The organism is Wenzhouxiangella sediminis (assembly GCF_003410055.1).
Taxonomy (GTDB): Bacteria; Pseudomonadota; Gammaproteobacteria; order Xanthomonadales; family Wenzhouxiangellaceae; genus Wenzhouxiangella; species Wenzhouxiangella sediminis.
Genome location: NZ_QUZK01000033.1, coordinates 1 through 20,437, shown reverse-complemented (window position 1 = coordinate 20,437; position 20,437 = coordinate 1). Strand labels below are relative to the sequence as shown.

General features: G+C 62.9%; 22 protein-coding genes. 6 read left to right on the top strand and 16 right to left on the bottom strand.

Annotated elements, in window-relative coordinates:
- Positions 1-108: 108 nt before the first annotated feature.
- The gene (locus DZC52_RS07035; RefSeq protein WP_116650421.1) at positions 109-576 is read right to left on the bottom strand and encodes a phage holin family protein; all 468 of its coding nucleotides are present in this window, start codon (positions 574-576) and stop codon (positions 109-111) included.
- A gap of 27 nt (positions 577-603) precedes the next feature.
- Complete coding sequence (locus DZC52_RS07030) at positions 604-879, bottom strand: ElaB/YgaM/YqjD family protein (RefSeq protein WP_116650420.1); 276 nt, start codon at positions 877-879, stop codon at positions 604-606.
- Between the two features lie 132 nt (positions 880-1,011).
- On the opposite strand from DZC52_RS07030, the gene DZC52_RS07025 reads away from it, so the two are divergent.
- The 3 genes from DZC52_RS07025 to DZC52_RS07015 all read left to right on the top strand — a co-directional run bounded on the left by DZC52_RS07025 (position 1,012) and on the right by DZC52_RS07015 (position 3,426).
- Entirely contained in the window at positions 1,012-1,617 is a 606-nt protein-coding gene (locus DZC52_RS07025) for an exopolysaccharide biosynthesis protein (protein WP_116650419.1), read from the top strand.
- A gap of 224 nt (positions 1,618-1,841) precedes the next feature.
- Positions 1,842-2,555, top strand: a complete 714-nt coding sequence (locus DZC52_RS07020; RefSeq protein ID WP_116650418.1) for a Crp/Fnr family transcriptional regulator — start codon at positions 1,842-1,844, stop codon at positions 2,553-2,555.
- A 199-nt stretch (positions 2,556-2,754) separates the two neighbouring features.
- Complete coding sequence (locus DZC52_RS07015) at positions 2,755-3,426, top strand: Crp/Fnr family transcriptional regulator (protein WP_220338291.1); 672 nt, start codon at positions 2,755-2,757, stop codon at positions 3,424-3,426.
- Between the two features lie 54 nt (positions 3,427-3,480).
- Here the strand turns inward: DZC52_RS07015 and DZC52_RS15380 are convergent, their stop codons facing one another.
- The 3 genes from DZC52_RS15380 to DZC52_RS07005 all read right to left on the bottom strand — a co-directional run bounded on the left by DZC52_RS15380 (position 3,481) and on the right by DZC52_RS07005 (position 5,692).
- Positions 3,481-4,086 (bottom strand): type III secretion system effector protein, encoded by a 606-nt coding sequence (locus tag DZC52_RS15380; protein ID WP_147307631.1) that lies wholly within the window; start codon positions 4,084-4,086, stop codon positions 3,481-3,483.
- Between the two features lie 248 nt (positions 4,087-4,334).
- Positions 4,335-5,318 carry a M48 family metallopeptidase gene (locus DZC52_RS07010; protein WP_116650416.1) on the bottom strand — a complete coding sequence of 328 codons (984 nt, stop codon included), beginning with the start codon at positions 5,316-5,318 and terminating at the stop codon, positions 4,335-4,337.
- A 224-nt stretch (positions 5,319-5,542) separates the two neighbouring features.
- On the bottom strand, positions 5,543-5,692 hold the full coding sequence (locus DZC52_RS07005) for a lmo0937 family membrane protein (protein ID WP_116650415.1): 150 nt from the start codon (positions 5,690-5,692) through the stop codon (positions 5,543-5,545).
- Positions 5,693-6,278: 586 nt separating this feature from the next.
- Here DZC52_RS07005 and DZC52_RS07000 point away from each other — a divergent pair.
- Both DZC52_RS07000 and DZC52_RS15720 read left to right on the top strand, forming a co-directional pair.
- The gene (locus DZC52_RS07000) at positions 6,279-6,725 is read left to right on the top strand and encodes a hypothetical protein (RefSeq protein ID WP_116650414.1); all 447 of its coding nucleotides are present in this window, start codon (positions 6,279-6,281) and stop codon (positions 6,723-6,725) included.
- A 99-nt stretch (positions 6,726-6,824) separates the two neighbouring features.
- Positions 6,825-7,070: a hypothetical protein gene (locus DZC52_RS15720; protein WP_245960783.1), complete on the top strand. Its 246-nt coding sequence runs from the start codon at positions 6,825-6,827 to the stop codon at positions 7,068-7,070.
- Positions 7,071-7,238: 168 nt separating this feature from the next.
- Here DZC52_RS15720 and DZC52_RS15715 read toward each other — a convergent pair whose 3' ends face one another.
- From DZC52_RS15715 to DZC52_RS06955, 9 genes are all read right to left on the bottom strand, one after another.
- The gene (locus tag DZC52_RS15715) at positions 7,239-7,565 is read right to left on the bottom strand and encodes a hypothetical protein (RefSeq protein ID WP_245960782.1); all 327 of its coding nucleotides are present in this window, start codon (positions 7,563-7,565) and stop codon (positions 7,239-7,241) included.
- A gap of 94 nt (positions 7,566-7,659) precedes the next feature.
- A complete protein-coding gene (locus DZC52_RS06990; RefSeq protein ID WP_116650413.1) occupies positions 7,660-8,082 on the bottom strand; it encodes a PRC-barrel domain-containing protein in 423 nt (140 codons plus the stop codon).
- Positions 8,079-9,620, bottom strand: coding sequence for a sensor domain-containing protein (locus DZC52_RS06985; protein WP_116650412.1), 1,542 nt, complete (start codon positions 9,618-9,620; stop codon positions 8,079-8,081). Before DZC52_RS06985 ends, DZC52_RS06990 begins: the two co-directional genes overlap by 4 nt.
- A 275-nt stretch (positions 9,621-9,895) precedes the next feature.
- Positions 9,896-10,555, bottom strand: a complete 660-nt coding sequence (locus DZC52_RS06980) for a hypothetical protein (RefSeq protein ID WP_116650411.1) — start codon at positions 10,553-10,555, stop codon at positions 9,896-9,898.
- Positions 10,552-11,244 carry a class D sortase gene (locus DZC52_RS06975; RefSeq protein ID WP_181918828.1) on the bottom strand — a complete coding sequence of 231 codons (693 nt, stop codon included), beginning with the start codon at positions 11,242-11,244 and terminating at the stop codon, positions 10,552-10,554. The genes DZC52_RS06980 and DZC52_RS06975 overlap by 4 nt, the downstream gene beginning before the upstream one ends.
- Positions 11,245-11,488: 244 nt before the next feature.
- A complete protein-coding gene (locus DZC52_RS06970) occupies positions 11,489-13,798 on the bottom strand; it encodes an NADP-dependent malic enzyme (RefSeq protein WP_116650454.1) in 2,310 nt (769 codons plus the stop codon).
- A 132-nt stretch (positions 13,799-13,930) separates the two neighbouring features.
- A complete protein-coding gene (locus DZC52_RS06965) occupies positions 13,931-14,953 on the bottom strand; it encodes a class I fructose-bisphosphate aldolase (protein WP_116650409.1) in 1,023 nt (340 codons plus the stop codon).
- A gap of 283 nt (positions 14,954-15,236) precedes the next feature.
- A complete protein-coding gene (gene pyk, locus DZC52_RS06960; RefSeq protein WP_116650408.1) occupies positions 15,237-16,661 on the bottom strand; it encodes a pyruvate kinase in 1,425 nt (474 codons plus the stop codon).
- Between the two features lie 40 nt (positions 16,662-16,701).
- Positions 16,702-17,676: a class I SAM-dependent methyltransferase gene (locus DZC52_RS06955; RefSeq protein WP_116650407.1), complete on the bottom strand. Its 975-nt coding sequence runs from the start codon at positions 17,674-17,676 to the stop codon at positions 16,702-16,704.
- A 187-nt stretch (positions 17,677-17,863) separates the two neighbouring features.
- Between DZC52_RS06955 and yghU the strand changes: the two genes are divergently transcribed.
- Positions 17,864-18,739: a glutathione-dependent disulfide-bond oxidoreductase gene (gene yghU / locus DZC52_RS06950; RefSeq protein ID WP_116650406.1), complete on the top strand. Its 876-nt coding sequence runs from the start codon at positions 17,864-17,866 to the stop codon at positions 18,737-18,739.
- Between the two features lie 47 nt (positions 18,740-18,786).
- Here yghU and DZC52_RS06945 read toward each other — a convergent pair whose 3' ends face one another.
- Together DZC52_RS06945 and DZC52_RS06940 are read right to left on the bottom strand one after the other, a co-directional pair.
- Complete coding sequence (locus DZC52_RS06945; protein WP_245960781.1) at positions 18,787-19,449, bottom strand: DinB family protein; 663 nt, start codon at positions 19,447-19,449, stop codon at positions 18,787-18,789.
- 7 nt (positions 19,450-19,456) lie between these two features.
- Positions 19,457-20,242 carry a type 1 glutamine amidotransferase domain-containing protein gene (locus tag DZC52_RS06940; RefSeq protein ID WP_245960786.1) on the bottom strand — a complete coding sequence of 262 codons (786 nt, stop codon included), beginning with the start codon at positions 20,240-20,242 and terminating at the stop codon, positions 19,457-19,459.
- Positions 20,243-20,437 lie beyond the last annotated feature (195 nt).

The following is a 20,437-nucleotide window of genomic DNA, read 5'->3' as shown; positions in this document are numbered from 1 at the left end:
CGTGAAAGTTTCGACAGAAACTATCAGGCTCGAGAAAAGAAATCGTCAATGGATTTCGCCACCGGCGATCGATGACGAGAATAACCCACGGCGGCCGCCGCGGGTTGTTCAGCGCCCGGCGTCGGGGCGCGAACGCCGCACGGTCTCCGATTCGGAGTACCGCACGTAGAGGTCGAAGAGCACGCGACGAAACGGCTCGCTGTAGCCGGCGGCAATGCCGAGCCCCAGCGTCGCCATCGCGGCCTTGTCAGGGTTGTCCTGGATCCAGCGCGCCAGAACGGGGTCGGCGTGCTCGCGCAGGAAGCGCTCGAACTCGTCGTCCTGAGGCGGCCGGCCCTGCCGGGCTTCTGTGCGCTTGCCCGAGCCGTCGGCGATCTTCGCGACCAGCAACACGAGCGCGATCACGACAATACCGCAGGCCGCCGTGACCAGGGCGGCCATGGCCGGCGGCAGGGATTCCAGCAGGGCGAAGTAGCAGGCAACGCCCAGGAAGGCGAAGACGCACAGCGCCACGGGAATGACGATCGCCGCCACCAGGACGCCGGTCTCCATGCGTTTCTTGATGCGCTTCAGCATGCGGGTCGGGTCAGCCGTTCCCGGGGCCTAGCGGTCGAGCAGCTTGCCCAGAATGAAACCGATGCCCAACGCCACCGCGATGCTCGTCATCGGCCGCTCCTCGACCTCGTGCTCGAAGGCGCTCCAGGTCTCGCGCGCCTGCTGCCGCGAATGCTCGGCGGCCGAACGGAGGCGGTCGCGCCCTTCGTCGGTTGCGGTGTGGGCCAGCTGACGGACGGTCTTGCCGATGCCCGAGAGTTCGTCCTTCAACTGATTGAATTCTTCTCTCAGTTCCTGGAGTTCCTTGTCAGTGCCTGTCGCCATGGATCCTCCTGTTTTGACTTCGTTTTCGAGAAGTTGGACTGAACATTAACACACTGCCGACAGGAATCCTCGCCGCGCCTGTGTTTCAATTGATGGTCGCCGCGAGCCGCCTGATCGCTCCCGGCCGCAGCCATGAATGAACGCACATCGCCACAAATCGAGAGCCTCGAAGGCCTGATCGAGCGACTTCGCGCCATCGACGACGACGTTGATCCAGTCGAGCTGCACGTCATCCTGCAGCAGATCGAGCAGCGTTCCTTCGGCGCCATCCTCATCATTGCCGGCATTATCGTGCTCGCGCCGATCATCGGAGACATTCCCGGCGTGCCCACCGTCACGGCGCTGCTGGTCGTGATCACTGCCGGCCAGATCCTGGCCGGCCGCCGCTATTTCTGGCTGCCGCAGTTCCTGCTGCGCCGATCGGTAAAGCGCCGCCACCTGCAGGGTGCATTGGACTTCATGCTGCGCCCGGCGCGCTTCACCGACCGCTTCCTTTTCCAGCGCCTGAGCTTCCTGTCCGAAAGCGTGATGACCCTCGGCGTCGCTGCCGCCGCGCTGGGCGTCGGCCTGGTCATGCCCGTGCTGGAGCTGATTCCCTTCACCGCCAACATCGCCGGCATCGCCCTGTTCGCGTTCGGCGCGGCGCTGATCGCCCGCGACGGCCTCTTCGCCCTGCTTTCGCTGGCGCTGACCGGTACGGTCTTCGTGCTGGTCGTCGACTGGATCCTGGGCGCATAGAATCCCGGGCCGGCCATTGCGGAGGCTGCGCCTCCCTGAAGCCCAGTCGCGTCGGCCAGGAACGGGACGGGCCAACGCCAACCAGGCGCTCGCCAACGCCCGGCCAGCCGGCCAGCCACGACGAGCACCCTTGCCCGGCCGTGGTAGTCTGTTCGCCATCGAACATAAGGCCCGGCAATGCCTGCGGGATACTGTCTGCAAGGCCTGCTGGAGGGGGAGTTGGAATGGAGACCGGACCCGAACGAAACGAATTGCTGGCAGCGTTGCCGCAACCATCGAAGGACCGCGTGTTTCCACTACTGCGCGAAGTCGAGTTGCCCCTGGGCAAGGAAATCTATGCCGCCGGCCAGGAGATCAAGGCCGTCTACTTTCCGGCCGACTGCATTATTTCTCTTCTCTATGTGATGATCGACGGCGCTTCGGCCGAGATTTCGGTCGTGGGTCGTGAGGGAATCGTCGGCGTCGCGGTCTTCATGGGCGGCGACAGCACACCCAGCCGGGCCATGGTCCAGAGCGCCGGGACGGCATACCGGCTGCGGGCTTCCGACCTCAAGCGCGAGTTCAACAGCGAGCCGGCCATGCGCATGCTGATGCTCCGCTACACGCAGGCCCTGATCACGCAAATGGCCCAGACCGCCGTGTGCAACCGGCACCACTCCATCGACCAGCAACTGTGCCGCTGGCTCCTGCTATCCATGGATCGGCTGCCCACCAACGAGCTGACCATGACCCAGGAACTCATCGCAAACATGCTGGGCGTTCGCCGAGAGGGCGTCACCGAGGCGGCCGGCAAGTTGCAGAAGCTGGGTGTAATCCGCTACCAGCGCGGGCACATCACCGTACTCGACCGCAAGCGACTCGAGGCGCTCTGCTGCGAGTGCTACCGGGTGGTCAAGACCGAGACCGACCGGCTCTCTGCGTACGCCAGGAACCTCTAGGCCGCTTCCAGATAGTCGTGTGTGAGCGCCACCAGAGCGCTCGCAGCCTCCAACGTACCCTGGCGAACAGACGGGCAAGGCCGGGGCAGCCAGCATGGAACCCGGCAAGAATGCCGCAACACTCGCCCATCCGGCAGTGGCGGCGAGTTGCCCGGGAATCCTCATGCCCATCTCACCTGTACCAGCTTCCACCAATCAGTTGATCGACCGACTCCCTGCCGCCGACGCCAGGTCGCTCCTGGCCAAGTGCCGACCAGCCGACCTCGAGTTCGGCACCGAGCTCAATTCAGCCGGCGCGCCGATCTCCCGGGTCCATTTTCCGACGACGGCGGTCATCTCGCTCACGGCTGCCATCGGCGGCCACCATCCGCTGGAGATCGGCGTTATCGGTTTCGAGGGAATGCTTGGCGCCTCCATGGCGCTGGGCGTCGATCGCCACCCCCTGCGGGCGATCGTCCAGGGAGCGGGTCAGGCCCACGAAATATCGGCAGCCGACTTCCGCGGTCTGCTTCAGGACAGCAAACGCCTCGAGCAAACGCTTCACGGCTACCTCTTCGTGCTGGCGGAACAACTCGCTCATTCTGCCGCTTGCAATGCTTTCCATGCAGTCGAAGCCCGCCTGGCGCGTTGGCTGTTGATAATGGATGACCGCACCCGGGGCGAGCCCCTCGTGCTGACGCACCTGTTTCTGGCGGACATGTTGGGCGTTCGGCGCAGTGCAGTCACGATCGCAGCCGGTCGAATGCAGGACAGGGAGATGATCCGCTACCGCCGCGGGCACATCCGGGTGCTCTCGCGCCCCGGGCTGGAGTCGATCGCCTGCGAGTGTTATCCGGCCGCCCTCGCAGCCTACCGGCGCCAGTTCAACTGAAAGCAACCTGTACAGAAGACTGAATTCATGGCCTGTCCGAATGAGCGGGTTGGCTCATTCACCAACCCGGACGAGCGGCGGAACAACAGCATCCACGGACGCCGCCGGCTGTGCGATCCCGGAAGCTGAAGTCTCATCACGGCAGTACGGAGAATGCGCACAGACCGGGGCACCGAATGCATGGGCAACAGCATCGGCCCAATGATCATCCGCCCAGAGCGGGTCCCCGTAGTAGTGACCGATAGCGTGCGCCATTTCGTGCGCCATGACATAGTAGTAGCGCCCGTGAAGCCAGGATTCGGACCACTGACCCGAGTAAATTCGGTCGTGATTGATGCTGATGTAAGGTCCTTCCCCTTCCGGGCAAGACCGGTACGGACAGGTGATGCCCCAGTGGCGCGAGTCCAGGGCGCGCAGCCCCTGGCCATCGCAGATCTTGCGCCAGCGACCGGCTTCCCGCCACGGCGTACGCCAGGCCCGGGCATGGTCCGGGCCAAAACGATCGTGGGCATACTGCCAAACTGAATTGGCCGCCGCCCAGCACCGCTGACGGGGCACATCGTCGGGAAACTGTTTGGCCGCCCGAAGCAAGTTCTGCTCCAGATAAGAACGGGCTGGGAATTCCTGACCGGCATGGGCCAAGGAAATGACACACGCCAATGCCGAAGCAAACAGAAGACCTCCAAACCGCGTACACACGCTCCCGACACCTCTTCTCCTGGCCTGGGACAAACCATCCCGAGCCAATCACCAGATCGCATGGTCCACCTCATCCGACGTTAAGGTCAAGGTTTCTGGATGACGTTAGGAGATAAATGAGGACCAGAACACCATTTCGACCCAACAGCCGTGACCGATGTCCGGTGATCGCGTGTGCAAGCGAGCCCTGCCCGAGCGAAGGGCGGAATCTAGGGAGCCTGAATGACCCGTTTCAATTTGGTTCCGGCCGGAACGGTCACATCAGAACCGGACAACTGGTTGATCAAGGCCAACTGATCGATGTCGATAACCGACGGGAACCGTTCATTGAAAGACTTCAACGTCATGGCGACGGAGGTGCGCGTGATGGCGATGCGAGCGGGCTGTCGGGCCAGGTAGGCGTCCCGGCCGATACGCGAACCGTCCAGCGGCTGGTCCAGATCGCCCAGCCGCTTCTCGATACGGAGGATTCTTTCAGCCGGGTCAGGATGGGTTGCAAGCCAGCCGGGCAATGGGCTGTCGCCAGCGAGTCGGTCGGCATGCTGCAGCGATGCAAACACGTTCGGCATCTCGCGCACGTCAGAACCGTGGCTTAGCGCGTACTTAAAGCCGAGGTCGTCGGCCTGGCGTTCCGCATCACGTCCATAGCTGAGGAAAAGCAGCGACAATCCGCCCGCCGCCGCCTCGCTGAACTCGGCAATTTCGGGACTCAGAATACTACCCACCCCCAGCCCGATTTGAGCAACCTGCGAACGGGTCATCATGGCAACCGAATGGCGGGCAGTGACGTGCCCGATCTCATGACCCAGAACACTGGCGAGCTCCGCCTCGTTACCCATTAGGCCCATCAGACCTCGGGTAATGAAGATATAGCCGCCAGGAAAGGCGAACGCATTGGGAGTGGGGTCGTTGATAACGCCGAAGGACCAAGGCAGGCGGGGACGCTCCGAATCCATTGCCAAGCCCACGCCCAGTTCCTGAACGTACTCTTGAAGCGCCGCATTTTCCACAAGCCCTACCGACTTATGCACGCTCCTGGCTCCCTCCGAACCCATTGCAATTTCCTGGTTCTCGCTGATCAGGACAAACTCGCGATCACCGCTGACCGGATTGACGGCACACCCCTGTGACAGCATGACTGCGAACGCCAGGACAGTGAATAGCTGGGTCGATCTGATTGCTCTAACATTCATGATAAGGCACCTTCACGCAGCAAGACACTGATGGATTCGACCACAGGCTACCGACCATCATGACGGCCATCAGTACGCTATCGAACGGCTACCTGGCGTGCTCTGGTATACCCCGATTCATACACTAACGGCGCCGAGATCCGGCAGGTCGACGCCTTGCTCTGGGCGTCGACAATCAGGTCTGCTAGACGAATGGAAATGCAAATCGTGAATCTGGCAGCCATCTAGGCCATCCGGCGGCCACTAAGCAGCTGCAACAGTACCATGATGACGGCAAGTACCAGCAGGATGTGAACAAGTCCACCCAAGGTGGTTCCGGAGACCAACCCAACGGCCCAGAGTACGGCGAGAATGACAGCGATTGCAAACAACATCTTGACGTCCTTTCGGTTCGTCGACCGAATCAGTTATGCATTCACAGCATGCGCCAATGCTCCGAGGATCTCTGTTCGGTGTCAAACGCCCTTTACAAGCTATACCTGGGCAGGAAGGAGCGCGCCAACTGCATCCATCAGGAGACTTCAGCGTGACCGTAAGAGGAAGCCGAGGCGGAATCCTCCGGCAAGCACACCGTCCAAGGAGGCTACCGGATGCTCCTGTACATGCTTGCGGGAGATGGCGCGCCAATTACCCTGAAGGGCCTTCATCTCCTTGCCCGTGCCGATCAGGCTATCAGTCGCGTTGTTGGTTGCTTCAGCGGCCTAGTCGACCACCCCATGCGCGCTGGCTGATATGGAATCAACTCTTGGCGGCTTGGCATCAGCCACACCGGCCGCCCTCCCCACAGTTCCTACAGGCATGGGTGATCGTAGCGACCTAAGAGCAGAGGCAGCTGCCGACCTTAACCTGGCCAGTTCCACTCATGCCAGCCTCGACGACATTTTCCGGGTGGTATCCGGCTGCACTGGGCACGACGGCGCGGTCGAAACGCTGCCATCTCAGAGGATCTGAGCACCGAACATGAACAGGATTGTGGAACAAGCAAGAGGGAAACGCGTCTCGCACTACCTGCGATTCAGTCTGGCGTGGACTCTGGTACTCCTGTCAGCAGCGCTGGGGCTTATAGCAGCGGCTATTGCGACCTGGCAAGCTCAGCTGGCCGGCTCGATCTTGTACATGCCATTGGGCTTGGTAATCGCGCTTGCATTAATCCCGGTCGCACACAAGCACAAGCCAATCGACCTTCTACTCCTGGCGCTGATGTTACTTGGCGTTGCTTTCTGGTTCAGTGCAGAAAGCCCGCAACAGGCCGCATGGCGGGCGGACCTGTCGAACTGGATCACACTGCTCGGCTCGACGCGAGCAGCACTCTTGCTCATGGTTCTGTTGCTGTTATGGCTCTGGTCGAGCGGCCGGGTCAGCCTGGGGAAGAGCCGCCCAATCGCGAGCCCCGCGGACTCAGACTGAACTGCGACGGCCGGCCTGCCACTCCCGCTGCAGATCGGCAAGACGCCGGGCCTGTGCCTTAAGGCTCTGGTCCAGTTCCCGGCAACGGGCCCTGCAGCGATGCCGCTGCCAGCGATCGCTCATGGCGGAGACGCCAACCTGAAAGCGTTCGGCCTGAACAGCCTGCCACTGGCCAACCGTTTCCCTGAACTGCTGATACTCACGCTCGATGCACTGGGCCCGTGTTTCGTCGGCGTCAAGCGACTGCAGCTTGCTCTCGAGCTCATGAAGCTGCATCTGGACCCGAGCGCGCCGAACTCTGAATGCCGGAGTTCGCTTAAGCCCGCCGGCCAACCCGACACATGAACAGGAGGCGATCAGCCACTTGCCCGGGTCAAAATCCCACCAGCGCACACCGTTACGATAGTCGGCCTGGAAAGTGTGATGGAAGTTGTGATAACCCTCACCCCAGGTAAGCAGCGCAAGCCAGCCAATATGCGCATGCCAGATACCCCTTAGAATCGAGTGGGGGTGTCACCCGACGTCATCAACATAGCGGTGATGCACGCGGTGACGAGCGCTCCAGACCAGAACCGAGTTCTGAAGGGCAAAGGTTCCGAAAACGGCAAAGAACAGCTTGAGTGGCCAGGCTGCCTCGTAACTTCTATGCGACCACAGTCGATGGTAGCCGGCGGTAATGGAAAGCCCGCTTAACAGCCAGATCACGCCGGCAGCCAGCCAAGCCCAAGCACTGAAACCGACAAACAGACCATACAGCGTCGAGACGACAAGTGCCAGAAAGTGGACGGCGACGAAATAGGTCACGTTGGCTCCAGCCAACCGGGCCGCTTGGATATTCATGGCTGCAGTGTCTTGCCATGCTTAAGGTTCGGGAACTAGTAGACCGCGCTAGCGGACAATACCTCTGTTCGGCATCAAACGTAGGTCAGGGCCACTAAAGCAACGACTTCGATCCGTCCTTGAGCCTGCGATAATAATAGCGAACCTTGCCGGCCCATTGCTCGTCGGCCATATCCGGCCAGTGATCCTTGTCGAATCCCGGTGCGGATTTGATTCGATCAATATCGACATCGAGAAGAAAGCAGAGATTCTCCACATCGAGGTCGAGCGCAGTCCAGGGAATCGCCAGCAGCCTGTCACCCATGCCAAGGAAGCCACCGCAGCTCATGACCACATAGCGAATTCTTCCGCTGTCCATATCGAGCATCAGATCTCTGACGTAACCCAGTCTCTCGCCTTGCCGATTGCAGACCTCATCGCCGGTGAGCGTGGTGGCCGAAAGCAAGAGCGGCCAGGATTCGGGATTCGGTCCGGGGGCCGGGCCCGCACCGAGCATGTTTCGGCGAAGTTCCTTCATGACGTACTCCGCTTGGCCCCGACTTGTCTCTGGCCGGCAGCCTTGCCCGCCTTGCCCAAGCGCTGAGCCGGGCCTGGGCCATCCGGAGAACGGGAACTCATGCCGTCATGATAAAAGCAGGGACCTTTCTCCGGGTTGAGTTTGGCGTGATACATCGCCGTATCGGCCCGGTGCATCAGCGTTTCCATGTCGATACCGTCGTCAGGAAAGAGACTGATTCCGATGCTCAGCTCCAGGCCGATGGAGCAGCCCTGGGTTCGGCGAGGCCTGGCCACGGCCGCTTTCAGCTTCTCGGCAACCCGAGCGGCATCCTTGGGCGCCTTGATTTCGCTGAGAAGCACGACGAACTCGTCGCCCCCGTGACGGCAGACCAGGTCGGTGTCGCGTACGCAGGCAGTCATACCTCGAGCAACGCTCCTGAGAAGGCGGTCACCCGCCTTATGACCCAGACTGTCGTTGACCTGCTTGAATTGGTCGAGATCAATGAACAGAACACCAACCCGCTTGTCGTGTCGGCGAGCAAGCTTGAGAGCCTGCTCGAAGTGTTCGGCGAATGCAAACCGGTTCGGTAGCCCGGTCAGGTCATCATGTCGCGCCAGATGCGCCATCCTTGCCGTGTTTTCCCGCGACAGCCGGCGATCCCGAAAGATCACTACCGCACCGGCCAGCCGACCGACCTTGTCCAGAATCGGGGCGGCGGAGTCCTCGATGGCCAGCTGACTGCCATCGGGCCGCTGCAGCAGGCCGTTCGCCGGCATCTGCACGACCTTGAGCCTATCCATGGCTCGTTCGGCGGGGTCATAAATGGGCTGGCCGGTTTCGGAATCGAGCACATCGAAGACGCGGGAGAGCGGCTGCCCGATTGCCTCGTCCCGAAGCCAGCCGGTGAGCTGTTCGGCCACACCGTTGAGGTAGGTTACCCGCCCCGTGGGATCGGTACTGATCACGGCGTCGCCAATGGACTCCAGCGTCACACGTGCTCGCTCCCGCTCTGTCGCCAAGAGCTCCTGACTCGCGATTCTGGCCTTGTCGGCCGCCTTTCTGGCGCTGATGTCTTCAATGAGATGGATGTGACTGCCGGACGCCTGTTGAAGTGCGAGGACTGCAATGCTGTGCTTCGTCCAGATCTCCGCTCCGGAGGCAGTGACCATACGTACCTCGAAAATCCCGGGTTGACCGGCGCTGTTGCCGCTCACCGACGGGGCCGAAAGCGAGACGATATCCCGCGCATCGGTGCAGCGATACCAGAGGGCACCCAGCAGCTCGGCCGCCGAGACATCGTAGAGTTTCTGAATCGCGGGGTTGCTGTAGGTGATCTCACCGTCTTGGTTGGTGACCAGGACGCCCAAAGGCAGTGCGTCGAGGAGCAGATAATCCGGGGTGAGTGAACCGGTGGTCTCATCGCCACTGTCGGCCGGATCGGCCGCGGGACGCTGACAAAGGCTGCCGCCTTCATTCTCCCAGCTAGCCAGGGAATCGAAGCGTTGCTCGGGGTGACGGCGATGATGATCATATCCAGGGGACCGGAGATCAGGCATGGTTCCTCTCCTGCGGAGTTGGTCCTGACTGATCAGTCAGCCTACAGGCGGACCTGGCTGCCCTCAGTTCGCTGGCGCACGCTGTCGCCCGCTCCACGCTGGACCTGCCCTTCACCCGGTCATTCCAATGATCGGCATCTTCCCAGCCCAGCCGCATAAGCGCCCGTGTTCAAACCCGACGGCTGCTTGTGAAATTGCTCCAGGCTTCTCGTCAAGAAAGTGCCGGACGACCGACTTGCGATCGCCCGGAGCAGCTCGGCAGCAACGCCCGGGATTCAGGCACTCAGTCTCTGCGAACGACGGCGCATGGTGAGGCTGAACCCGCCCAGCAAGGACAGCAGTCCAGCCAGGGCGACGACCGGCAGTGGTCCCGCGGTGGCCGGCAAGGTGGCTGGCGGCTGGTCTGCGACGGGTTGGGCCTGGGCCAGTTGCGGCGTGGCAATTTCTGCATCCGTAGGCTCGACGACCTGGACGAGTTCACTGGCCGGCGCACCTGGCTGCGTGGTAAAGGCGTAGATATCTTCGGGCGCATAGAAGTTCAGCACCTGGCCGCGTTGCAACTGGGAGAACCGATAGGGGCGACCGTCCAGAAGTACCCGCTGATCTCGACCAGGCATCAGGCGGACACGGCCCAGCGACCGACCACGATCATTGCGAAACGTCGAAGTAATCGATCCATCACGATTGAGTCGATCGAACTCGGCTTCGAATCGCGCCCACTTCTCGCCGTCGACGATGATGGCTTCGTGACACGCCTCGACCACCCAGGGGTAATGTCGCAGCAAGTCGCGATTCCACTGGACTTCCTCACAACTCGCCCGGTCCATTTCGGGTCGCGGCATTTCGGATTGCTGACTCATTGCATGGCCAGTCCACGCCAGGTTCAGCAGCAAGGCCGCCGATGCCATGGCAAGTATTTTGAAACGGGTGTTCATGGTGTTTCTCCTGATGGTGGAGCGGTGGGAATCGCGTCCTGTGTTGACGCACTCCCGGGTGGATCATGGGCAACGGCCTGCACGATGTAGCGCTGCGGTGCGCTGCCAATGAAGTAGAACGGGTAGCAGGTGACCAACGTAATGGTGGAAACCGCGGCGTCTTCCAGAACCGAGACGTCCTCCGGATCCACGATCGCGATACTGGACACGCGAAATTCGCCTCGTCCTGAGAGGCTCTCCAGCACCATGGTGTCGCCGATCTGGATGTCCTTCAGTGGCCGAAAGTACTGGTCACGATGCGCTGCAATCGCCATGTTCCCGCCCGAATTCGGGGCGGCAGTGCCGCCGATCCAGCCCGCGCCGCGGCTCAGGTTCAGCTCGTTCAGTCCGGGATAGACAGGGACTTCGAGCCCAATCCTGGCGATGCGCAGAATGGCGACCGGCAGCGATTCTTCGTCGATATCCAGTGCCGGCGCGGCCGCACGCTCGACTTTCTCATCGTCGGAAGATGGTGCGGTCTGGCCAGGCAGCGGCAGTCGTTCGAGGCTGTGGCCAACCGAGGCCTCGGCCCTCGCCTGGGTGAACAATTCTATGCCCTGCTTGCGCTGCCCCTCCAGGTCGGCGGTTACCAGGAAATAGATCGCTATCAGCGCGATACCCGCAACCCAGCACCCCACCTCCAGGATCATCCGCCCTGTGCCATGGGCCAACAGCTCGCGCCCATTCAGGAGACGGGACCGTCGGGAGAGAGTCGGGGCGGAGCGATTCATCGCGGGGCATCCATTTGCTCTTTGCAACAGATGCCCATCATGGGGCCGTGTTCAGGAGCCGTCTGTTCGCAAGCGCACCCCGCAAGCTCGGCCAATGGTGCCCGCGAGACGCCGCGGGCAAAGTTGGCCAGTCAACAACGCCGGGGGCTAGCCGCCCGGTCGCTCAGACGAACAGCTCGCCGCTGGTCTTCGTGCGCCGCTCGTACTGCTGGGCGTCGACCACGGCAATCGCGGTCATGTTGACCACGCGGCGCACGGTGGCCGAGGGCGTGAGCACGTGGGCCGGGCGGCCGATGCCCATCAGCATGGGGCCGATGGTCACGCCCTTGCCGACCACGCGTGCCATCGAGAACGCGATGTGCGCGGCATCCTGGTTGGGCATGATCAGCAGGTTGGCTTCGCCCTTGAGGCGGGAGTTGGGGAAGATTCGCTCGCGGATGGCGGGCATCAGGGCGGCGTCGGCGCGCATCTCGCCCTCGACCTGGAGATCCGGGGCCCGTTCCTGGAGCATGTTGAACACCTTCCGCATCTTGGAAGCCGACGGATTGACGTGGCTGCCGAAGTTGGAATGCGAACAAAGTGCAATCCGCGGCGTGATACCGAACATGCGCAGGCGTTCGGCCGACATCAGCGTCAGCTCGACGAGCTGCTCGGCAGTCGGGTCGGGATTGACGTGGGTATCACAGACGAACCACACGCCGTTCTCGTTGGTCATGGCCGACAGCGCGCCCAGCGTACCGCTGCCGTCGCGCGTTCCGAAAACCTCGGTGATGTACTGCAACTTCTTCTGGTAGCGACCGACCACGCCGCAGATCATCGCGTCGGCCTCATTGCGGTGCACCATCACCGCGGCGATCACCGCCGTGCGGGTGCGCACGAGTGCCTTGGCCGAATCGGGCGTCACGCCCCTGCGCTGGGTAATTTCGTGGAAGGTCTGCCAGTATTCCTTGAATCGCGGATCCGACTCGGGATTGACCAGTTCGAAGTCCTCGCCCGGCTTGAGCCGCAGGCCGGCACGCTCGATGCGCATGTCGACGACCTTGGGCCGCCCGATCAGGATGGGTTTGGCCAGGCCGTCGTCAACCACGGTCTGCACCGCCCGCAGCACCGTCTCCTCCTCGCCCTCGGCAAAGACCACGCGCTTGGGATCGGAACGCGCAGCATCGAAAACCGGCTTCATCAGCAACCCGGTGCGGAAGACGTGCTGGTAGAGACGCTCGGTGTAGGCGTTGAGATCCTCGATCGGCCGCGTGGCCACGCCGGTGTCCATTGCCGCCTTCGCCACGGCCGGCGCCAGGTGCACGAGCAGTCGGGGGTCGAACGGCTGCGGAATCAGGTAGTCGGGACCGAACTTCGGTGCCTGGCCGCCGTAGGCCTGGGCAGCCACATCGGAGGCTTCCATCTGGGCCAGTTCGGCGATGGCGTGCACGCAGGCCATCTTCATCTCGTCGTTGATGGCCGTCGCCCCCACATCCAGCGCGCCGCGGAAGATGTAGGGGAAGCACAGGACATTGTTGACCTGGTTGGGGAAGTCCGAACGGCCGGTGGCGATCAGCGCGTCGGGCCGGGCCTCGCGCGCCTCGTCGGGCATGATCTCGGGCACCGGGTTGGCCAGGGCCAGGATGATCGGCTTGTCGGCCATGGCCTTGACCATCTCGGGCTTGAGCACGCCGGGCGCGGAAACTCCCAGGAAGACGTCCGCGCCCTCGATGACCTCGCCCATCTCCCGGGCATCGGTGTCGACGGCATAGGTGGCCTTGCGATCGTCCATGTAGCTATCGCGGCCGGTGTAGATGACGCCCTCGCGGTCGCAGACCACGATATTCTCGCGCTTGACGCCCATGGTCACCAGCAGGTCCAGGCAGGCCATGCCGGCCGCGCCCGCGCCCGAGGCGACCAGGCGAATGTCTTCCATCTTCTTGTCGACCAGCTTCAGGCCGTTGACCAGGGCCGCCGCCGCAATGATCGCCGTGCCGTGCTGATCGTCATGGAAGACGGGAATGTTCATGCGCTCCTTGAGCGCTTCTTCCACCTTGAAGCACTCCGGCGCCTTGATGTCCTCGAGGTTGATGCCGCCGAAAGTGGGCTCCAGGCTGGCGATGATGTCGATCAGCTTGTCGGGGTCGCGCTCGTCGATCTCGATGTCGAAGACGTTGATGTCGGCGAACTTCTTGAACAGCACGCCCTTGCCTTCCATCACCGGCTTGGAAGCCGCCGCCCCGATGTCGCCCAGGCCGAGCACCGCCGTGCCGTTGGAGATCACCGCCACCAGGTTCCCGCGCGCGGTGTAGTCCAGCGCCTTGAGCGGATCGGCCGCGATCTCCTCCGAAGCCGCGGCCACCCCCGGCGAATAGGCCAGCGCCAGGTCCTTGGCCGTGGTTAGCGCCTTGGTCGGCACCAGCTTGATCTTGCCCGGCGGATACTGCCGGTGATACTCGAGGGCCTCTTCGCGAAACTTGTCCTGATCCGACATCAACGACTCGCTGGTGTTTTTGTGTTTTTTGCCGGCTCCGACGTCTCCGGAGCCGGCGAACCCGGATTCAGGCTTCAGCAATCAGCGAAGTCGCGCCTCCCTGAAACCTGAAACCTTGAAGAAGAAGGCCAATCAGCCTTCTTCGTCTTCGCTCCACTCTCCAAGAGCCGCCAGGCCGTTCATCTTCGCGCGGTGGGCGAGAATCTGCTGGGCCTGTTCGCGATTGCCCTTGGGGTCGGCCGCCCAGGTCTTGAGGCACTCGGCCTGCAGGGCGCGGCCGTAGGAGAACGACAGCGGCCAGGGCAGGTCGCCCATCTTGTTCATGGTGTCGAGGTGCCGGGTGGCTTCCACGTCGCCCTGCCCGCCGGACAGGAAGACGATGCCGGCGGTGGCGGCCGGAACGGCGTTGAGCAGGCAATCGATCGTGGCCTCGGCCACTTCCTCGGGGCCGGCGCGATCGGAAGCCTCGGAACCCGAAATCACCATCGAGGCCTTCAGGATCGTACCCTCGAGCAGCACGTTCTGCTCGTAGAGCTGGGCGAACAGGGCCTTGAGCGTGGCCTCGGTCACGTCGTAGGAGGTGTCGAGGTCGTGGCTGCCGTCCATCAGCACTTCCGGCTCGACGATCGGCACGATGCCGGCTTCCTGGCACAGCGCGGCATAGCGGGCCAGGGCGTGGGCGTTGGCGTCCAGGCAGGCGCGCGAGGGAATGTCGTCGCCGATGGTGATCACCGCGCGCCACTTGGCGAACTTGGCACCGAGCTCGGCGTATTCGGCCAGGCGCTCGCGCAGGCCGTCGAGGCCCTCGGTGACCTTCTCGCCCTCGAAGCCGGCCAGGGCCTTGGCGCCGCGGTCGACCTTGATGCCCGGCAGGATGCCGGCCTTGTTCATCAACTCGACCATGGAGGTGCCGTCCGAAGCCTTCTGGCGAATCGTTTCGTCGAACAGGATCGCCCCGGAGATGTGCTCGCCCAGGCCGGGCGTGGACAGCATCATCGAGCGGTAGTCGCGGCGGTTGTCCTCGGTGGACTCCACCCCGACGGCCGACAGGCGCTTCTGGATGGTGCCGGTGGATTCGTCGATGGCCAGGATGCCCTTGCCGGGGGCGACCATCGCCTGAGCGGTTTCTACGAGCTGTTCGAGTTTGTCGGTCATGTCCTTGAGTCCCCTGCTACGCGGTTTGAGGGTGAATGAGAGTAGTCCGCTATTGTAGCCAGCCACGGGGCCGAGTTCACCCGCTTGTGCCTGCGTGAGCGCAAAAATCTTTGAAACGCAAAGACGCGAAGACGCCAAGAAAGAAAAAAGTGTATTTGAAAATGCGAGGAGAATCCCGGTCGCTCAGGGCTTCGCAAAAGATCAATGGAGCCCGCTCCATTTTTTGATTCCTTCGCGTCTTGGCGTCTTTGCGTTTGACAGGTTTTGATTTTCACGCCCCTCTCTACTCCACCGTCAGAACTTTCATCGTGTTGGTCCCGCCCATCACGCCCTGCTCGTCGCCCAGGGTCATCAGCACGCGGTCGCCGGTTTCGACCAGGCCGGCGCGGCGGGCGTGTTCGATGGCCGAGCGGGCCAGCTTGGGCGTGGCCATGTCCTCCGGCACGAACAGCAGCGGGCGCACGTGCTGGAACAGGCGCATCTTGCGCAGGCTGAAGCGATTGGGCGAGAGCGCGATGATCGGCACCGGCGAGCGCACGCGACTGAGCCACTGCGCGGTCGAGCCCGACTCGGTCAGGGCGATGATGGCCTTCACCGGCAGGTTGTGCACGGTCACCATCGTCGCCATCGCCACCGCCTGGTCGATGCGCTCGGCGTGGACGTTGAGCCGCCCCATGGGCAGGTGGGTGTCGACGTGGCGCTCGGCGCCCTTGCAGATGCGGCGCATGGCCTCGATGACGGTCACCGGGTGCCGGCCCACGGCCGTTTCAGCCGAGAGCATCACCGCATCGGTGCCGTCGATGACGGCGTTGGCCACGTCCAGCACTTCGGCGCGCGTGGGAATCGGCGATTCGACCATCGACTGCATCATCTGCGTGGCGGTGATCACCGGGCGGTTGGCCGCCAGCGAGGCGGCGATGATGCGCTTCTGCAGGCCCGGCAATTCCGCATCGCCGATCTCCACGCCCAGGTCGCCGCGCGCCACCAGGACCGCGTCGGAGGCTTCGATGATCGCTTCGAGGTTCTCGATGGCCTCGGCGCGCTCGATCTTGGAGACCAGGCCGGCGTGCCCGCCGGCGGCTTCCATCAGCTCACGGGCGCGCTGCATGTCCTCGGGCCCGCGCGGGAAGGACACCGCCAGGTAGTCCACCTGCCATTCGGCGGCGCGCTCGATGTCGCGCGCATCGGCCTCCGAGATCCCCGGCACCGAAAGACCGCCGCCGCGCAGGTTCAGCCCCTTGCGGTCCGACAGCTTGCCGGCGGTGAGCACCTTGCAGTGGATGGTGTCGCCATCGATGGATTCGACGCGCATCGCCATCAGGCCGTCGTCGAGCAGCAATTCCGAGCCGGGCTTGACGTCGTCGACCAGGCCCAGGTAGGCCACGCCCACGCCGTTCTCGTCTCCGGCGGGCGGATTCTCCCGGGCGTAGAGCGCGAAATCCTGGTCGGGCGCCAGCAGCACCGAGCCCTCCCGGAAGCGGTCGATGCGGATCTTCGGCCCGGCCAGGTCGGCGAGCACGGCCACGTCGGTGTCGAGCTCGCGGGCGGCGGCGCGCACCATCTTGATGCGCCGGGCGTGGGTTTCGGCATCGCCGTGGGAGAAATTGATCCGCACGACATCGCAGCCGGCCGTGATCAATCGCTCGAGTACGTCGGGCTCGTCGGTGGCCGGCCCCAGGGTGGCCACGATCTTGGTTCTTCTTGTCATGTCTTCGAGACTACCAGCAAGTCATGCCGGCCCGGTGACATCAGGTTTCTCCGGGCTTGCGAAACTTCAGCGTCATCCGGTTCGATTCGCCGATCGACTCGTACTGCGCCCGCAGCGCCTCGGCGTTCTCGGCATCTTCGGGCACGCTCAGCGAGGGCGGCAGGCGCCAGACCACCTCGTCGGTCGTGGGCTGGTCGTTGGGGTTGGCATTGATGGCGCTCGAATCGACCAGCTCGAAACCGGCGGCTTCGGCGCGCTCGATCACGAAGGCCTGCTTGAGGTAGCCGGCGCTGCCGTCGGCCCAGTCATCGGGCATGTCCTCGCGCGCCTCGTGCTGGACCACGCCCAGGATGCCGCCGGGCTTGAGCGCGGCGTGGGCGTCGGCAAAGGCCTGGTCGAGGTAGTTGTCGATACCGGAATTCTGGAAGGCGGCCATGTTGTGCAGCACGCGGATGAACAGCACCGCATCGGCCGCGCCTTCGACCTCGGCCGGCATGTCGCCGAACCAGAAGGTGCGCACGTCGGCGCAGTCACCGTCGCACCAGCCCTCGGTTTGCTGCGGGAACTCCTCCGGCCACTTGCGGATGTTCTCCAAGAACGCCTCGTCGGCGAATGGGAAGTTCGGCCACATGTCGAGCGGATAGTTGGCCGCGATCAGCTCGCCTTCCGAGCCCAGGTAGGGCAGCAGGATGCGGGTGTACCAGCCGCCGCCGGGCAGCCCCTCGACCACGATCATGCCCGGTTCGATGCCAAAGAACTCGAGCGTCTCGCGCGGATGACGCGCATCAAAGCGGGCCTGGATCTCGTCGGGCTGGGCGTCGAGCACCGACTGCAGCGGATCGGCGTGCGGCTGTTCGGATTCGGTTTCGGCGGCTTCCTCCTCGGGAGCGGAGGCCTCGGCCATCGCCTGTTCCTCGCCGGCGGGTTCGGCCGCCTGCGGCTCGGGTGCGCCGTCCTCGCCGGCCCGGCAGGCGGCGAGCAGCAGGATGGTCGACATCAGAACGATAGTGCGCATGACAGTCTCCCTGAATTGGAATCCCAGACCGGGGATTATCACGCCGCCCGCGCCCCCGGGCAAATGACGCCGGCATGAACCGCCGTTGACGATCCCGGCCGCCGACCGCACCTATACTGCTATTGACCAATCCATAGTTCGAGCGATTTCCGGATCGCGATACCCAACCAATCAAGGGAGCCCGATCATGAGCGAGAACGAATACGTACCGCCGAAAATCTGGAAATGGGAAAAGGGCGAAAACGGCGGGCAGTTCGCCAAGATCAACCGCCCCGAGGCCGGGCCCACACACGAGAAGGCCCTGCCGGTCGGCAAGCACCCGCACCAGCTCTATTCCCTGGGCACGCCCAACGGCGTGAAGGCTTCGATCATGTTCGAGGAGCTGCTCGAGAAGGGCCACTCGGATGCCGAGTACGACGCCTGGCTGGTCCGCATCGGCGAAGGCGAGCAGTTTTCCTCGGGCTTCGTCGAGATCAACCCCAACTCCAAGATCCCGGCCATGGCCGACCACAGCGTCGACCCGCCCAGGCGCGTGTTCGAATCGGGCGCGATCCTGCTCTACCTTGCCGAGAAATTCGGCGAGTTCCTGCCCGCCGACGCGAACGGCCGCACCGAGACCCTCAACTGGCTATTCTGGCAGATGGGCTCGGCCCCCTTCCTGGGCGGCGGCTTCGGCCACTTCTACAACTACGCCCCGGTCAAGATCAAATACGCCATCGACCGCTTCACCATGGAGGTCAAGCGCCAGCTAGACGTCCTCGACCGCGAACTGGCGAAGAAGGAATACATCGCCGGCGACCACTACACCATCGCCGACATGGCCATCTGGCCCTGGTACGGCTGCCTGGCGCTCAACCGCGTCTACGAAGCGGCGGAGTTCCTGCAGACCCACGAGTACAAGAACGTCATGCGCTGGGCGAAGGCCATCGACGAACGGCCGGCCGTCAAACGCGGGCGGATGGTCAATTCAGTGTTCGGCGAACCGAAGAACCAGCTGCGTGAGCGGCACGACCCGAGCGACTTCGAGCATCGGACCTGGGACAAGGTGGGAGACGAGGACTAGGCAAGCGCACCCAGGCGACCTCGCGGACCGGAGCCGCCCAGCCCCTGCTACAGCACGTAGGCGAAGTAGTCGGTCACGCCCGGGTCGTGGCCGAGTTGCGACAGCAGGGTGGTCACCTGCCCCCGATGGTGGGTCTGATGATTGAACAGGTGGGCAACCGCCACCCAGACGGGATGCTCGCGCACCTGGCCACTTGAATTGCTGTAGCGCATGGTCTGAGCGAGCAATGCATCGCTCAGCTCCTCCGCCCAGTCCGTAATCACCCGGTCCGTGGCCTGGCGTTCAAGAGACAGTTCGTCGAAGTCGGCACAGATTTCCTGCGACAGTGACGAAAACTCGTGGACCAGATCCGCGTCGGCCAGCGAGGTCATGTCGGGAAACGCTTTCGCAAACCGGCCAAGCCAGATCCTGTCGGCCAGCAGGATATGATTCAGGGTGCCGTGGATCGACCCGAAGAACGCGCCCATATCCCGCTTGCGCTCATCCTCTCCCAGTTCCGCCACCTTCCCGTACAGAACCCGATTGAACTCTTGGTTATACCTGGAGAAACCACGCATTTGCTCTTGGTGTGCGCTCATCAAGTCCCCTTCGGACACAGTCATGATTTGGCCAGCGGTCTTGCCAGGATCATTCTGGCTTCTAGCGGCAGCAAAAATGGGCGGCGGGTCAAACGTCCGCTGCAACGATTCGTTGGGCACCAGCGCACCCACGCCCGACTCATGGATCCCCACGTTCAAGCAACCGAACCATTTCCTCTGCCACCAACGCCGCCGAAGGCAGGAACATACTTGAAACAACGCGTTGATCGACAACGACAGCATGCTTGTCGGCCAACGTTTCCTTGTTTTCAGCCTGCGCCCCATTCCTGCGAAGTTGATCCTCGACAAGAAAGGGCAACAAGCTCCCTTGCTTCGCCCAGGGCTTGGATCGTTCGGTCGAATTCGGGAATCCGGCGACGCGCTTGCCATTGACCAGATAGTCTCCGTTCCTCAGCCTGGCGTTGGCGAAACCGCCCGGACCATGCCCGCAGCCGCCCACAACGCCACCTTGCTCGTAAATCTCCCCAATGAGACTCATCAACGTTGGGTTCGGGGCAACGTCGAACAATGTGCCGTAGCCACCACCAACATATACCGCCGCATACTGGGCCGTATCGACTTGGCCGGGCTCTAGCGTGCTTCCGGCCTTCCCGAGGAAGTTCTCGTACTTGATTGCATAACTACTGATACCCAGGGGGTCCATCATGAACTCAACTGGACCACCTTGAGGTGAGACGAAATCAACCTCGTAACCATGCATCACGAAGATGTGGAAAGGCGGCGCATATTCCCAGAGGTTGTTACGAGCATCGTGCCGCTCGGCATCGCCCATATCGAGCACATTCGATGCTACGAATAAAACCTTACTCTTCTCCGAAGCGAATGTGGTAGCCGGGCCAGCTAATGCTGCAATCAGGCAGCAAGCAATCGCAAAAGCATAGGCTTTCTTCGCAATAAGCTTCACGTTCAACGGATTCCTTCCTCTGGTGCCCAATGCTTTTATCCAAGCGGCGCGGCGCTAGCCGCGTCCGGTGGAGGCCCGAAGGGCCGAGCGTACTTGAGTGATGAAATGGACTCCTCCCGCGTTTTTACCGGCATGAACCGCCCCGGGTTTCGCGGAGGCTCGTTGGCTTAAGTCAGGCGGCGATATCGACCTGAC